The 13570-nt window shown below is 33.2% G+C and carries 15 protein-coding genes; 9 read left to right on the forward strand and 6 right to left on the reverse strand.

The genetic code is table 11. From position 1 onward, the window contains the following. Positions 1 to 253 precede the first annotated feature (253 nt). The 6 genes from ERX46_RS06610 to ERX46_RS06635 form a co-directional block, all read right to left on the reverse strand. Entirely contained in the window at positions 254 to 706 is a 453-nt protein-coding gene (locus tag ERX46_RS06610) for a DsrE family protein (RefSeq protein WP_130093048.1), read from the reverse strand. A gap of 156 nt (positions 707 to 862) precedes the next feature. Further along, positions 863 to 2083 (reverse strand): L-2-hydroxyglutarate oxidase, encoded by a 1221-nt coding sequence (lhgO, locus tag ERX46_RS06615; RefSeq protein ID WP_130093049.1) that lies wholly within the window; start codon positions 2081 to 2083, stop codon positions 863 to 865. A gap of 99 nt (positions 2084 to 2182) precedes the next feature. After that, positions 2183 to 2659, reverse strand: coding sequence for a hypothetical protein (locus ERX46_RS06620; RefSeq protein WP_130093050.1), 477 nt, complete (start codon positions 2657 to 2659; stop codon positions 2183 to 2185). A 138-nt stretch (positions 2660 to 2797) separates the two neighbouring features. Continuing rightward, positions 2798 to 3700 carry a tryptophan 2,3-dioxygenase family protein gene (locus tag ERX46_RS06625; protein WP_130093051.1) on the reverse strand — a complete coding sequence of 301 codons (903 nt, stop codon included), beginning with the start codon at positions 3698 to 3700 and terminating at the stop codon, positions 2798 to 2800. A gap of 7 nt (positions 3701 to 3707) precedes the next feature. Further along, positions 3708 to 4064 (reverse strand): hypothetical protein, encoded by a 357-nt coding sequence (locus ERX46_RS06630; RefSeq protein ID WP_130093052.1) that lies wholly within the window; start codon positions 4062 to 4064, stop codon positions 3708 to 3710. A gap of 105 nt (positions 4065 to 4169) precedes the next feature. After that, on the reverse strand, positions 4170 to 4607 hold the full coding sequence (locus tag ERX46_RS06635; protein WP_130093053.1) for an RrF2 family transcriptional regulator: 438 nt from the start codon (positions 4605 to 4607) through the stop codon (positions 4170 to 4172). A gap of 286 nt (positions 4608 to 4893) precedes the next feature. Between ERX46_RS06635 and ERX46_RS06640 the strand changes: the two genes are divergently transcribed. From ERX46_RS06640 to ERX46_RS06680, 9 genes are all read left to right on the forward strand, one after another. Further along, positions 4894 to 5433: a c-type cytochrome gene (locus tag ERX46_RS06640; RefSeq protein ID WP_130093054.1), complete on the forward strand. Its 540-nt coding sequence runs from the start codon at positions 4894 to 4896 to the stop codon at positions 5431 to 5433. A 457-nt stretch (positions 5434 to 5890) separates the two neighbouring features. Then, complete coding sequence (locus tag ERX46_RS06645; protein WP_130093055.1) at positions 5891 to 6421, forward strand: c-type cytochrome; 531 nt, start codon at positions 5891 to 5893, stop codon at positions 6419 to 6421. 32 nt (positions 6422 to 6453) lie between these two features. Then, positions 6454 to 8415, forward strand: coding sequence for a Sec-dependent nitrous-oxide reductase (nosZ, locus tag ERX46_RS06650; RefSeq protein ID WP_130093056.1), 1962 nt, complete (start codon positions 6454 to 6456; stop codon positions 8413 to 8415). Between the two features lie 118 nt (positions 8416 to 8533). After that, on the forward strand, positions 8534 to 9148 hold the full coding sequence (locus tag ERX46_RS06655) for a hypothetical protein (protein ID WP_130093057.1): 615 nt from the start codon (positions 8534 to 8536) through the stop codon (positions 9146 to 9148). Positions 9149 to 9175: 27 nt separating this feature from the next. After that, positions 9176 to 9610, forward strand: coding sequence for a nitrous oxide reductase accessory protein NosL (locus tag ERX46_RS06660; protein ID WP_130093058.1), 435 nt, complete (start codon positions 9176 to 9178; stop codon positions 9608 to 9610). After that, complete coding sequence (locus ERX46_RS06665) at positions 9611 to 10855, forward strand: nitrous oxide reductase family maturation protein NosD (RefSeq protein ID WP_130093059.1); 1245 nt, start codon at positions 9611 to 9613, stop codon at positions 10853 to 10855. Then, complete coding sequence (locus tag ERX46_RS06670; RefSeq protein ID WP_130093060.1) at positions 10852 to 11559, forward strand: ABC transporter ATP-binding protein; 708 nt, start codon at positions 10852 to 10854, stop codon at positions 11557 to 11559. Before ERX46_RS06665 ends, ERX46_RS06670 begins: the two co-directional genes overlap by 4 nt. After that, positions 11552 to 12334 carry an ABC transporter permease gene (locus ERX46_RS06675; RefSeq protein WP_130093061.1) on the forward strand — a complete coding sequence of 261 codons (783 nt, stop codon included), beginning with the start codon at positions 11552 to 11554 and terminating at the stop codon, positions 12332 to 12334. Before ERX46_RS06670 ends, ERX46_RS06675 begins: the two co-directional genes overlap by 8 nt. Before the next feature lie 6 nt (positions 12335 to 12340). Continuing rightward, complete coding sequence (locus tag ERX46_RS06680; protein ID WP_130093062.1) at positions 12341 to 13558, forward strand: hypothetical protein; 1218 nt, start codon at positions 12341 to 12343, stop codon at positions 13556 to 13558. The last annotated feature ends 12 nt before the right edge of the window (positions 13559 to 13570 follow it).

The raw sequence follows: 13570 nt of genomic DNA on the forward strand, positions 1-13570 counted from the left end.
GTTCATTATTTGTATTAACGAATGGATAGATACAAATATTTTGCCATGAATGAGAGAATTTATTGTTTGAGTAGAAACAAACCTATAAAGTAGCTTCTTCAAGAAAAAGTCTATCAACTTCAAATGTGATTTATACAGAAAATCAGATTTAAGCTAAGCATAAGCTCATCAAATAATGGGAGTTTTAATAAATAAAAAACTCCGTAAATGAAATCCCTTTCAAATACGGAGTCTAATAACCTCTACCCTCCACCTAAGGAATCAAAACATTATATCCCAAGGCTTGCAATTCAAAAATTCTTACATAAGCATCATCGACCACTTTGAAACCTTTAGGTAAATCTTCTTTAGTTACACCCAATTTATCTAAAGCAACGGCACAAATAGAAACCGTAAGTCCATCATCCATGTACTTTGTAATAAAATCAAATAATTCTTTATTCTCTTTGATGTCTTTAACGACCATTCCCCAAACAACAATCTCATAGTTATCAAATTTCACTTCGCTTTGCTTCAATTGTTCATACATCATAAATGCAGAACGCAATGGACGCTCTTCGGAAACTCCAAACCCAAGATTAGGTGTTTTATTTAGGGTTTTTACAACTGATTTATCAATTGTATTTGAACTGTTTTGTGATATTACAGCAGTAGAAAAAAGCATTACTGCAACTAAACTCAAAAATTGAAAAGTTTTTTTCATCATCTCTCTATTTATTTTGGTTAAAAATTAAAGTTAACGCTAAATACAAAGTTGAGCCGTGACAATTGTTACACTCTACATCATTTGAATTACAATACTTTTATTAAATCAACTACTGATTCAGTGTTATAGATAACTACTAGAGATTTACTACCGAATCTACTTCAAAGCAAAATGCTTCTCCGCTTTTTCCGCAATTTGACCTCCAATAGCCAAAGAAGCGGTCGCAGCAGGTGAAGGAGCATTCAAGACATGAATAGAATGTCCATGATACTCAATTCTAAAATCGTCTCTTGTATCACCATCTTGACCTAAAAGCAACGCTCTTACTCCGGAACCACCTGGACGTAAATCATCCATTTCTAATGACGGAATTAAACCTTGAAGTGTTTTTAAGAATAACTTTTTAGAGAATGCTCTTCTGTATTCATCTACTCCAAATTTCATGTTTTTGAAAAACAGTTTCCATGTTCCGCTATACGCCAAAGCATCAAAAGTGTCTTTCATACTGAAGTCCGTTTTACCGTATCCTTCACGTTTGAAAGTAAACACCGCATTCGGTCCACATTCGGTATGTCCGTTGGTCATTCTTGTGAAATGAACGCCCAAGAATGGGAAATCTGGATTTGGAACTGGATAAATTAAATTCTTTACTTTATGTTTTGCTTGATCTGTAAGTTCGTAGTAATCTCCTCTAAATCCAACGACTTGTTCTTTTAGTTTTACGCCATCTTTACGTGCCAAACGATCGGCTTGTAAACCAGCACAAAAGATTAAATGTTTTGCTTTAAATTTCTTTGTCGCTCCAACAACAGTGGAGTAATCAGCATGTTTCTCAACTCCTATTACTTCTTCACCCAAAACAGTTTTAGAATTAGAATTCATTCCTTCTGCATTGGCTATCATTTTTTCAGTTGCATCTCTATAATCAATGATTCCAGTACATGGAACCCAAATTCCAGCGATTCCTTTTACAAAAGGTTCGTGTTCTGTAACTTGCTCAGCGGTAATCTTTTCAATTCCTTCGGTGTTATTTTTCAAACCATTTTCAAAAATCTTGTCCATAAAAGGAAGCTCAGATTTTTTAGTAGCGACAACAACTTTTCCACAAACATCATGAGGAACATTATTCTCTTTTGCAAAAGCCACCAATTCATGACGACCTTTTACACAGTTTTCTGCCTTAAGAGAACCCGGTTGATAATACAAGCCTGAGTGAATCACGCCAGAATTATTTCCAGTTTGGTGATCAGCAAAACGCTTTTCCTTTTCTATTAAAATGATATTTAATTCTGGATTGCGTTTTTGAAGCTTGTAAAATGTTGCTGCACCAACGATTCCTCCTCCTATAATTGCGATGTCGTATACTTGATTCTCCACGTGAAATAATTTTGTACAAAAGTAGTAAAATTGTTAATGGTTAATTGTCAATTATTAATTGTTAACGCGGAATTACTAGTCAAAGAATAATTTCACTACTTAGTTAATCAAATCAGGGATGATTATAACTAATTCATAATTTTGATATGATGCTTTCCATAACAATCTATTTTCTTCATTTAATTCTACAAGATTTACATCCATAAATGTAAAATATCCATTTTGAAATTCACCGATCACAGACTGTTCATTGACAGCATAAAATCCTTTGGTAAAAAAGCGCTTCCTAAATACAATCACCATTCTTTTATCTTCTTTTTCCATAATTAAAGAAGCTTCTTCTCCTCCCATTGTTGAAAATGAAAAATGCATACTTAATAGAGAAGTATCAATAGTAATGTTATAATCAGCTGTTCTCGAACCTTCTACTGCGAAAAAAGCTATACTATCAATGAGTTCTTTAGAACTAATATTGGTAAACTTTATTGAGTAAGATTTTGTAAACCAGTTTTGAGCTGAGACCGAATTAAATAGTAAAACAAAAGATAAAGTCGAAAAGAGAATTACACAGCGCATGACTATTCGTATAGATGAACATGAAATCGGTTCAAATAAATGATAAATATTAATCAAATATTCAAATCAACAATTTTGAAACTAAATCAGCGATAATCTCACCAAATTCGTAATTAAAAATTCGTAATTCCTAATTAATTAGTCTTCATAATTATCAACCCAAATCTCTGGAAAAAACTTACGCTGTTGATACCTAGGATGCAAATATTTCTTCCATTCACTTCCTCCGGTCGCTGCTTGATTTTCTCCTTTTTTATCTAAATAATGTTGCGCTGTTTCTAAATGCACCATTGGCCATTTAACATTGTACAATTGATCAAATTCTTTTAAAATCTCAACTAATTCTGGAGAAGGATTTTTCATTTTAGCAAATTTCTGCGCTAAGTTTTCACCCTTTAATTCATTTGCTTTGGCTATCAATTGATCTTGATATTTCTCTTCAAACATTCTCAAAGTCAAAGTTTTCTTGCCCGTTTTCCTGTCCATTCCTGCATCTTTCCAATAGATATGCTCAAAATATTCCTCTGTAGTTGGATTTTCAGAAATACGCTCTTTACCTTTTTCGTTCAATAAATTATTTAACTGTGTACAGTAAATTTCAATATAACGGAAAGAGACACTTTGGAATCCACTTGCCGGAGCTAATGTCTTTCTAAAAATATTATAATCGTCATAATCCATTCCGTGACTCATTACACTAAACGAAGTGATCAACATTGAAGTATAGCGATTTAAACGGTTAATTTTATCTATCCAAATAGCATCAGAAAGGTCTTCATTTACCAATTGTTTCAATTCATGAGTCATCATTCCAAGCACTAATTCTGTAACTTGGTGATACATAATAAAGATTTTCTCATCCTTGAAATCTGTTCTTGGTTTTTGTAATGAAAAAAGAGTTTCAACTTCAATATAATCCCAATAAGAAATTGGTTTTGCCTGCAATAAACCTTCTAAATATGTGTTTGGATTCTCCCCCAAATCTTCATATTTCTTATTTAATTTATCAATCAAATCTTGGTTTTTGTTTTCTTCGCTCATGGTTTATTTAAATTTTGAATAGCATATATCCTAAACATGCTAAAATAACAACTTTAATCAATTCAAGAATAATGTAATAAATATGAATTGTATATTTTAGACTATTTATACCTTCAATTTTATCTTTTGATATACCTTTTAATTTATGCAATAGATAAGTCGTTTGAAACATTAAAAGAGAAAGGGGCAAAACTACAATTCCCAAAATAGAATAGGAATGGTGTTCTAAATTAATTAACAACACAATACTTATTAGTAAAGCAAGCGTCCATTCTACTTTATTTAATGCCGAAAAAAACAGCTTACCAATACCTAAACCAATTTCTAAGTTTACTCCTGGAGCACGAAATTTTAACCATCCCATCTCTCTAATTTTTTAATTAAAAGATTTAGAATACTAAAAGACCTTTTTATCTTTTACAATGCTAAAGTAAATAAAAATTATAAAAACATCAAAAAAATTGTGTGCTTATCTTTTAAGGAAAGTCAATCCCGAATCTAATCCTGTAGCCAACTCAAGTAAACTCGTATTTTTCAGCATATCAGCCAAGTCATCACGAATTTTTTTAAATTGATTATGCACTGGACAAGGTTTTTCTTCATTACATTGATTCAAACCAAGACCGCAGCCAATATAAATTTGATCACCATCAATAGCTTTAACAATAACGCTTAATTTTATTAACTCCAATCTATCTTTTGGAATAAAAAAACCTCCAGAAGGTCCTTTTACGGAGTTAATAATTCCCTTTTTTGTAAGAATCTGTAAAATCTTAGCTGTGAAAGCTTCTGGTGAATCAATTGCTTTGGAAATATCTTTAACACCCGTTTTTTTATCACTTTTTAAAGCTTGTTCAGCAATGTACAATGTTGCTTTAATACCATACTCACATGCTTTAGAAAACATCTTTTTATCTTTTGTTAATTTATAGAGTCTGCAAAATTACTTTATTTTTATTGAAAAAAATAACATTAAGATAAAGGATTTAAATGTCCTATTAAAAATTATTACTTTTTAAATCAATAAGTTAATCCTTTGTTCAGTTATTATATTTTCATCTAAACGACTTGTACCAATAATGACGCATACTGATTTTACTATGTTTCATCGCATCAGTACAAAAATATATTAGTACATTGCATGTATATTTAATTTATTTATATTTTTGAATTACTTAACTAAAAAACAAATTATGAAAAACTATTTTAAACTAGGAGTTCTTCTATTAGCTGTTTCGCTTTACAGCTGTGGAGGTGGTGATGCAGGAGCTGAAAACAAAACAGAAGAAAAAGCACTTGTTAATCCTAACAACCCAAACAATCCTAACAATACTGCTTCATCTAATGACGCAGATGATGCAGGAGCAACAGATGAAGTACCTGCTTCTCAACGTATTGATTTAGTAAACAAAGGAGTTGGACCAATAAAAAGCGTAACTATTCCTGCAACAATCGATCAAGCTTTAGCTGCGAAAGGACAAGAAGTATATGAAAAAAACTGTACTGCATGTCACAAACCAGACAAAAAACACATAGGTCCTGCACCAAAAGGAATTCTTGAAAGAAGAACTCCAGAATGGGTAATGAATATGATTATCAATCCTGACAAAATGGTTCAAGAAGATCCTTTAGCTAGAGATTTATTAATCGAATTTAACGGATCACCAATGTCAAACCAAGGTATCTCTGAAGATGATTCAAGAGCTATTTTGGAGTACATCCGTACTTTGTAATCAAAAACTCTATATAACTTTTTAAGTTATTTTTGAAAACGGTGCTGAAGAAAAGTTAAAATGTTTGAAATTACTAATCAAATATTTTAACCTCCTTCAGCACCGTTTTTTTTTTATTATCTCCCAATTTAAACACCAACCAAAATCACCCTTTTTCATAAAAGAATTGATCAATCCAAAAAATCATTAATTACCCAATCGTTAATTTGTAATTTGTAATTAACTATCCCCCTCATTAAATCTATTCCCAAAATCATAAAAATCAATAATCACAACTCGTAATTGTAAATTCTCAATTCGTAATTAATTATTTCCTGTATAAAATCACTTTGATTAAAAGATATTAAGGTCTTTATATGATTTTTGTCATATATGCTGTAGTTTTTTGCTAACTTGCATTCATATAGATTTCATACGTCTATTTTTGTATTAATAAATAAAACCAAAAGAATAAATTATGAAAAATTATCTTAGACTCGGGTTACTTTTCCTAGCTGTTTCACTTTACAGCTGTGGAGGTGGTGGAGAGGCTGAAAGCGCTAAAGAAGAAAAAGTGCTTGTTAATCCAAACAACCCAAATAATCCAAACAAAACGGCATCCTCTGATGTAGAAAAAACAGAAGCAGAAGAAGTGCCAGCATCAAAGCGTGTTGATTTAGTTAATAAAGGAGTTGGACCAATAAAAAGTGTTACAATCCCTGAAACTATCGATCAAGAATTAGCTGCGAAAGGACTTGAGGTATATGAAAAAAACTGTACTGCATGTCATAAACCAAACAAGAAACATATCGGTCCTGCACCAAAGGATATTCTTGACCGCAGAACGCCAGAATGGGTAATGAACATGATTATCAATCCTGACATAATGGTTCAAGAAGATGCTTTAGCAAAAGATCTACTAATCGAATTTAACGGATCACCAATGTCAAACCAAGGTATATCTGAAGATGATGCTCGTGCCATCTTAGAGTATATCAGGACTTTATAAACAAATAAGTAATCATTAATAAAAATAGACGTATGAAAATTCTAAAATTAGGAATCGGGTTTCTAACAGCTGCGACGCTGTTAGCAAGCTGTGGAGGTTCCGGAAACAAAAACGGTACTGATGGTGCCTTGAATAAAAACAATGCTGAGAAAGTTTATGTAGCACCAGGTGAGCATGATGAATATTATGCCTTTATTTCTGGAGGATACAGTGGTAACTTACTTGTTTACGGACTGCCATCTGGCCGTATGTTTAAAGAAATCCCAGTATTTAGCCAATTCCCTACAAACGGATATGGTTATTCTGAGGAAACAACTCCAATGTTGAATACCTCTTATGGATTTATTCCTTGGGGAGATTCACACCATCCAGACATTTCTCAAACTGAGGGTGTTTTAGATGGAAGATGGGTTTTCATCAACGAAAACAATACGCCACGTATTGCAAGAATTGATTTAGAGACTTTCGAAACTGTTGAAATCATTGAGGTTCCAAACAGTGCAGGAAATCACAGTTCTTCTTTCGTTACTGAAAACACAGAGTATGTTGTTGCAGGAACACGTTTCTCTGTTCCAGTACCACAAAGAGATATGAGCATCAAAGATTACAAAGGTGAATTTAAAGGAGCTTTGTCTTTCATTGGTGTTGATAAAGAAACAGGTAGCATGGAAATCGACTTCCAACTGTTAATGCCTGGATTCAACTATGATTTATCTCACCCAGGTCGTGGAAAATCACATGGTTGGTTCTTCTTTACAACTTACAATACTGAGGAAGCAAACTCTCTATTAGAGGTGAATGCATCTCAAAATGATAAAGATTTTATTGCAGCAGTAAACTGGAAAGTGATAGAGGAATATGTTAAAAATGGTGGAGGTACAATGATGCCAGCTGAATATGCGCACAACGTATATGATCACCATACACATTCTGCTACTTCAACAATGAAAAAAGAAGTTCGTGTAGTTAATCCTTCTGAAGTTCCTGGAGCTGTTTATTTCTTACCTACTCCAAAATCACCACACGGTTGTGACGTTTCACCAGATGGTGAGTACATCGTTGGAAATGGTAAATTATCTACTGACTTAACTGTTCACTCATTTACTAAAATGATTGATGCAATTGAAAACAAGAAATTTGATGGAGAAGCTTATGGTATTCCAATCTTAAACTTTGATGATATCCACGCTGGATCAGTTGAAAAAGCAGGTCTTGGCCCACTTCACACTGAATTTGACGACAAAGGTAATGCATACACAACTTTCTTCATCTCTTCTGAGGTAGTGAAATGGAAATTAGGAACTTGGGAAGTAATCGATAGAAAACCAACTTATTATTCTGTTGGTCACTTAACTATCCCTGGAGGAAACTCAAGAGAACCAACTGGGAAATACATGTTTGCAATGAACAAAATTACAAAAGACCGCTACTTACCAGTTGGTCCAGAGTTAGAACACTCAGCACAATTGTATGATATCTCAGGTGAAAAAATGGAACTAATTTTAGATTTCCCAACTCACGGTGAACCTCATTATGCTGCTGCAATTAAAGCAGATGTGATCAAAGGCAATGCAAAACAAATCTATGAATTAGATGAAAACAAGCACAACCATGCTGTTAAATCTGAAAAAGATACACGTGTTGAAAGAAAAGGAAATGAAGTACATATCTATATGTCGACTATCCGTAGTCACTTCTCTCCAGACAACATTGAAGGAATTAAAGTAGGTGACAAGGTATTCTTCCACGTTACTAACTTAGAGCAAGACTTTGATGTTCCTCACGGATTTGCAATGATTGGTCAAAACTCTGCTGAGCTATTGATCATGCCAGGACAAACTAGAACAAGTATCTGGTATCCTAAAAAAGTGGGGGTTTGGCCATTCTACTGTACAGATTTCTGTTCAGCGCTTCACCAAGAGATGCAAGGTTATATCCGCGTTTCTCCAACAGATTCTGACATTGAATTGTCTTGGTCTTTAGGTGATGACTAAACAAGTAGAAAACCAAATCTACTCAAATCAAAAAAGGTAAATTTTAGTTTACAATTAGATATAAGAAAAGGATGAGCAACATTAAAAAGCTCATCCTTTTTCATAAAAAATAAGTGTTATGAAATTAGCAAGTACAATAATGATAATTGGTTCCGCATTACTTTTTGGGTTGTTCCTCTTCCCATTATGGCATGTTGAATTACAAGCTCCTCAATATCCTCAAGGATTAGGGATGCACATTAACATAGACGGAATCGTTGGATATACGAAACACGATGTTCATAATATTGATGGATTAAACCATTATATAGGAATGAAAACGTTGCCAACAAAAGAAGAGATGTGGGAATTTACGGTATTCCCAATAGTAGTTGGTGGTATGGCTATACTAGGAATTATTATTGGCTTTTTCGGATTCTTTAAAAACTCAGCTTATAAATGGTTTATGGGTTGGTTCGTTTTAATGACGGTTTTAGGAGTCATGGGAATGTTTGACTTTAACGCATGGATGACTGATTACGGAACAAATCTTGACCCAAAAGCCATCTTGCAAATGACAGATGATGCTGGAAATCCACTGAGTTACAAACCACCATTATTGGGTTCAAAAGACATTTTAAATTTTACAGCGGATTCATTTCCTTCTTTGGGAGGAATTCTATTAGGTATAGGAATGTTGTTGACTTTCATTTCCTTTCTTGTAGGAAAAAAATTCAACGCAAAGAAGGCTTAGTTTCATAAATTAGAAAAAGTATATAAAATGAAAAAGTTAATTCTATTTGTTCTATTATTGGGCTTGTTTGTAGGTTGTAGCATCGAAGCAAAGCCTATTACTTATGGCGCTGATGCATGTGATTTTTGTAAAATGAGTATTGTTGATCAAATTCACGGTGCTGAAATCGTTACTGATAAAGGAAAAGTCTACAAGTTTGACGCAGTAGAATGTCTGATTGACTATAAAAATGAAATGAGTAAGGAACAGCCTATGTTGTTCCTTACCAATCATTATCACACACCCAAAGAATTAATATCCGCAGAGGGAGCTACTTTTATAATTAGCGAAAAACTGCCTAGTCCAATGGGTGAATTCATCACAGCTTTCGCAAGTAAAACAGCCGCAGAAGAAGCGCAAAAAGAACTAGAAGGAAAGCTGTACACTTGGGAGGAGTTAGTTCAGCAGCAAAGCAATAAATAAATGACAAAAGCAGCTCTATTTCGTTTTCTATTCATTGTGTTTATATCTTTTAGTTTCTCTAATGGATTCGCACAAATAGAAGTGTGTAAAACTTGTCCTATTAAAACAATTAAAGAGGGAATTAAACAAGCTAAACCACATCAAAAAATTATTGTTAAAGAAGGTGTGTATAAGGAATACATGCTTATCATTGACAAACCATTAACATTAATCACTAAAGAAAAAGCAACTATCGATGGTGAAAACAAAGGAGATATTATTCAAATTTTCGCTGATAGTGTAACAATAGATGGTTTTCATATCATTCATGTTGGATCTAGTCACACAACAGATTATTCAGCAATTCGAGTAGATAGATCTTCTCATTTTTTAATCCAGAATTTAGAATTAAGAAAGATTTTCTTTGGCATTATGCTAGCAAAATCTAAATACGGAACCATTAGAAACATTAAGGTCTTTGGTGATGCCGTACAACAACATAACTCAGGAAATGCTATTCACTTATGGCATTCAAACCATGTTTTAATCGACAACAATACACTCATCAAATCTAGAGATGGAATTTATTTAGAATTTTCAGACGACTGTGTTATTTCTAATAATATAAGTAGAGAAAATATTCGTTATGGACTTCACTTTATGTTTTCAAATAGAGATGAATACAGAAACAACACTTTTGAAAACAACGGCGCTGGTGTTGCAGTAATGTTTTCCAAGAAAATTAAAATGATCGACAACCATTTTCAGTACAATTGGGGATCGGCCTCTTATGGGTTATTACTTAAAGAAATCAATGATGCTGAAATTATTGGAAATACTTTCGAACAAAATACTATCGGAATAAACGTAGAAGGTACTAATCGAATTAATTATAAAAACAACACTTTCAAAAGAAATGGTTGGGCGATAAAAGTGAATGGTGCATGTTATGAAAATGTTTTTACACATAACAACTTCTTATACAACTCATTCGATGTGAGTTACAACAGCAGAATAAACAACAACACATTCAACGAAAATTTTTGGAGTGGTTACACAGGATATGATTTAGATAAAAATGGTTTTGGAGATATTCCTTACCGTCCTGTCAAACTTTTTAGCTACGTTGTTAACCGCACACCCAATACAATTATCTTAATGCGAAGCTTATTCGTAGATATTATAGATTTCTCGGAAAGCGTATCTCCGGCCTTTACTCCTGATAACTTGATGGATGAAAGACCATTAATGAAGCAAGTGAAATGATTAAAATAGAGAACTTACATAAAAAATACGGGAAGAATAAAATTCTTACTGGAGTTGATTTAGAGATTCCGGAGAAAGGTATATTCGCTATTCTAGGACCCAACGGATCTGGAAAAACCACAATGATAAAATCTATTTTGGGAATGGTTGTTCCTGAAAAGGGAAAGATTTTTATTGATGGAAAAGCGACTCACCCGAATGGTTTATACCGTAAAGACCTTGATTATTTACCTCAAATCGCAAATTTCCCAGGAAATCTTGGCGTAAAGGAGTTAATCAAGATGATTAAAGATTTACGTGGAACAAAAGCCAATGAGGAGGAACTAATTCAACTTTTTGGATTAACTCCTTATTTAGATAAAAAGCTCAGCAACCTTTCTGGTGGAACAAAACAGAAAGTAAATCTCGTTTTAGCATTTATGTTTGATAGTCCAATTATAATTTTGGATGAACCAACATCTGGATTAGATCCTGTGGCTATGCTAAATCTAAAACGACTTATTGCGAAAGAGAAAGCAAAAGGAAAAACGATTCTAGTCACTTCTCATATCATGAGTTTTGTTGAAGAAATTTCAGATGAGATTGTTTTCCTTTTAGAAGGTAAAATCTATTTTAAAGGAACAATTCAGGAATTGAGAGAGAAAACGGGTGAGGTAGATTTAGAACACGCAATTGCTAACATTTTAACAGAAAACAATGCTTAAAATACTCAAATATAGTTTTTACGATTTAATCAGAAGTAGATGGAGTTATGTTTATCTCGCGTTCTATCTTCTATTGGGATTCGTATTGCTTTTCTTAAATAATGACCTCAGTAAAGCTGTCATTACTTTAATGAACGTAATTATTATTTTGGTTCCATTAATCGGAACAATATTCGGGGTCATGTATTATTACAACTCCAAAGAGTTCACCGAGCTCCTCCTCGCCCAACCCATCAAGCGTTCGTCCATTTTCATCGGACAATATTTAGGTGTGGCATTATCACTTGTGATGAGCCTCGTTTTAGGGTTAGGAATCCCCTTTGTCCTTTACGGATTGTTTGAATCTTCCGCAATTTGGGATTTCTCTTTGCTGCTGGTTACTGGAGCAATGCTAACATTAATTTTTACGGCATTGGCATTTAATATAGCATTGTACAATGAAAACAAAATCAAAGGATTCAGTTATGCAATCTTATTATGGCTTTTCCTCGCTGTAATTTATGATGGATTATTTTTACTTTCATTAATTATATTTGAAACATATCCATTAGACAAATTTACATTGATAGCCACGGTTTTCAATCCTATAGATTTATCGAGAATATTGATTCTATTAAAACTAGACATCTCTGCATTACTTGGATACACAGGAGCAATTTTTAACCAATTTTTCGGAACAAGTTTAGGACTAATGTCTGCTTTGGGAATGTTAACGTTATGGGTTATATTACCCGTTTGGAACATTAAACGAAAAGCACAGAAAAAAGATTTTTAGTGATAAATGATACAATTTAGGAAACATGCAATAATAGCCCTTATCTTCTTTCTAGCGGCAGCTACTTTAGGATTACTATTGCGTTATTTTGCTGTTTCTTCAATCGAATTCGAATACAGATATGTCGTTCACGCGCATTCACATGTAGCACTTTTAGGTTGGGTATACTTTGCATTGATCACTTTAATTGGTCACTATTTTCTAAAAGATGCTATACCAAAGAAAATCTACAATAGTATCTTTGGTTTTACAATGATTACTGTTGTTGGAATGATGGTGACTTTTCCTTTTACGGGTTATGCCCTATTCTCCATCATCTTCTCAACGTTGTTTTTATTTGCGAGTTACTTCTATGCTTGGGCATTTTTTAAGTTTACACCAAAAGGACAAAAGAATTCTCCAGCCTACAAAACCGTAAAATATGCTGTGATTTATTTACTCATTTCAAGCATTGGACCATGGACAATTGGCGGTGTAATGGCAACTTTAGGCCCTGAATCATTATGGTACCGAACTTCAATCTACTTTTACCTCCATTTTCAATACAATGCTTGGATGATTTTAGGAGTTATTGGAATATTCTTAAAAGTACTAGAAAATCATGACATTAGAATTGATAAAACACTGTTTAAACGATTTTTAATCACCTTTAATTCTGGAGTGATTCTTACCTTTTTCATTTCAATTCTTTTTACTGAACCACACATTTCTGCTTATGTCTTATCTGTTATTGGATCAATGATTCAATTGGCTGCTTTGCTCCTTCTGTTAAAATTTATTCGTACTTACTACAGAGATATAGGTCTTGTTTTCGGGAAAATTGGATGGCAATTAATGCGTTGGTCTTTCTTTTTGTTATTGATAAAAATGTTGATGCAATTATTGGGATCATTTCAATACACAGCTGATTTAATCACCAACAATACCTATTTAACCATTGGATTCTTGCATTGGGTATTCCTTGGTGTTGTCACCATGGGATTATTGGCATTGCTTCAAAAAGCAGAACTCATTCGCTTAAATCCTATAAATATTCGCTTGTATGTTATAGGTTTTGCACTCACTGAATTAGTTATTTTCTACAAACCAGCCGAACAAATTTTAGGATTCCCCTATTTACCACAATACGATTGGTTACTCTTTGTAGCAAGTATATTAATGGTGATTGGGATTACCTCTATTCTGATTTTTCAGATGGGTAAAAATTCAAAAGATCGAAGTTAGAGTTTTAGTAAT

Source organism: Brumimicrobium glaciale (assembly GCF_004152935.1).
GTDB classification, from domain to species: Bacteria; Bacteroidota; Bacteroidia; order Flavobacteriales_D; family Crocinitomicaceae; genus Brumimicrobium; species Brumimicrobium glaciale.

Coding starts and splice junctions, on each gene's coding strand:
- ERX46_RS06610 (WP_130093048.1), bottom strand. CDS start 706: ATGATGAAAAAAACTTTTCAATTTTTGAGTTTAGTTGCAGTAATGCTT.
- ERX46_RS06620 (WP_130093050.1), bottom strand. CDS start 2,659: ATGCGCTGTGTAATTCTCTTTTCGACTTTATCTTTTGTTTTACTATTT.
- ERX46_RS06625 (WP_130093051.1), bottom strand. CDS start 3,700: ATGAGCGAAGAAAACAAAAACCAAGATTTGATTGATAAATTAAATAAG.
- ERX46_RS06630 (WP_130093052.1), bottom strand. CDS start 4,064: ATGGGATGGTTAAAATTTCGTGCTCCAGGAGTAAACTTAGAAATTGGT.
- ERX46_RS06635 (WP_130093053.1), bottom strand. CDS start 4,607: ATGTTTTCTAAAGCATGTGAGTATGGTATTAAAGCAACATTGTACATT.
- ERX46_RS06640 (WP_130093054.1), top strand. CDS start 4,894: ATGAAAAACTATTTTAAACTAGGAGTTCTTCTATTAGCTGTTTCGCTT.
- ERX46_RS06645 (WP_130093055.1), top strand. CDS start 5,891: ATGAAAAATTATCTTAGACTCGGGTTACTTTTCCTAGCTGTTTCACTT.
- nosZ (WP_130093056.1), top strand. CDS start 6,454: ATGAAAATTCTAAAATTAGGAATCGGGTTTCTAACAGCTGCGACGCTG.
- ERX46_RS06655 (WP_130093057.1), top strand. CDS start 8,534: ATGAAATTAGCAAGTACAATAATGATAATTGGTTCCGCATTACTTTTT.
- ERX46_RS06660 (WP_130093058.1), top strand. CDS start 9,176: ATGAAAAAGTTAATTCTATTTGTTCTATTATTGGGCTTGTTTGTAGGT.
- ERX46_RS06665 (WP_130093059.1), top strand. CDS start 9,611: ATGACAAAAGCAGCTCTATTTCGTTTTCTATTCATTGTGTTTATATCT.
- ERX46_RS06670 (WP_130093060.1), top strand. CDS start 10,852: ATGATTAAAATAGAGAACTTACATAAAAAATACGGGAAGAATAAAATT.
- ERX46_RS06675 (WP_130093061.1), top strand. CDS start 11,552: ATGCTTAAAATACTCAAATATAGTTTTTACGATTTAATCAGAAGTAGA.
- ERX46_RS06680 (WP_130093062.1), top strand. CDS start 12,341: ATGATACAATTTAGGAAACATGCAATAATAGCCCTTATCTTCTTTCTA.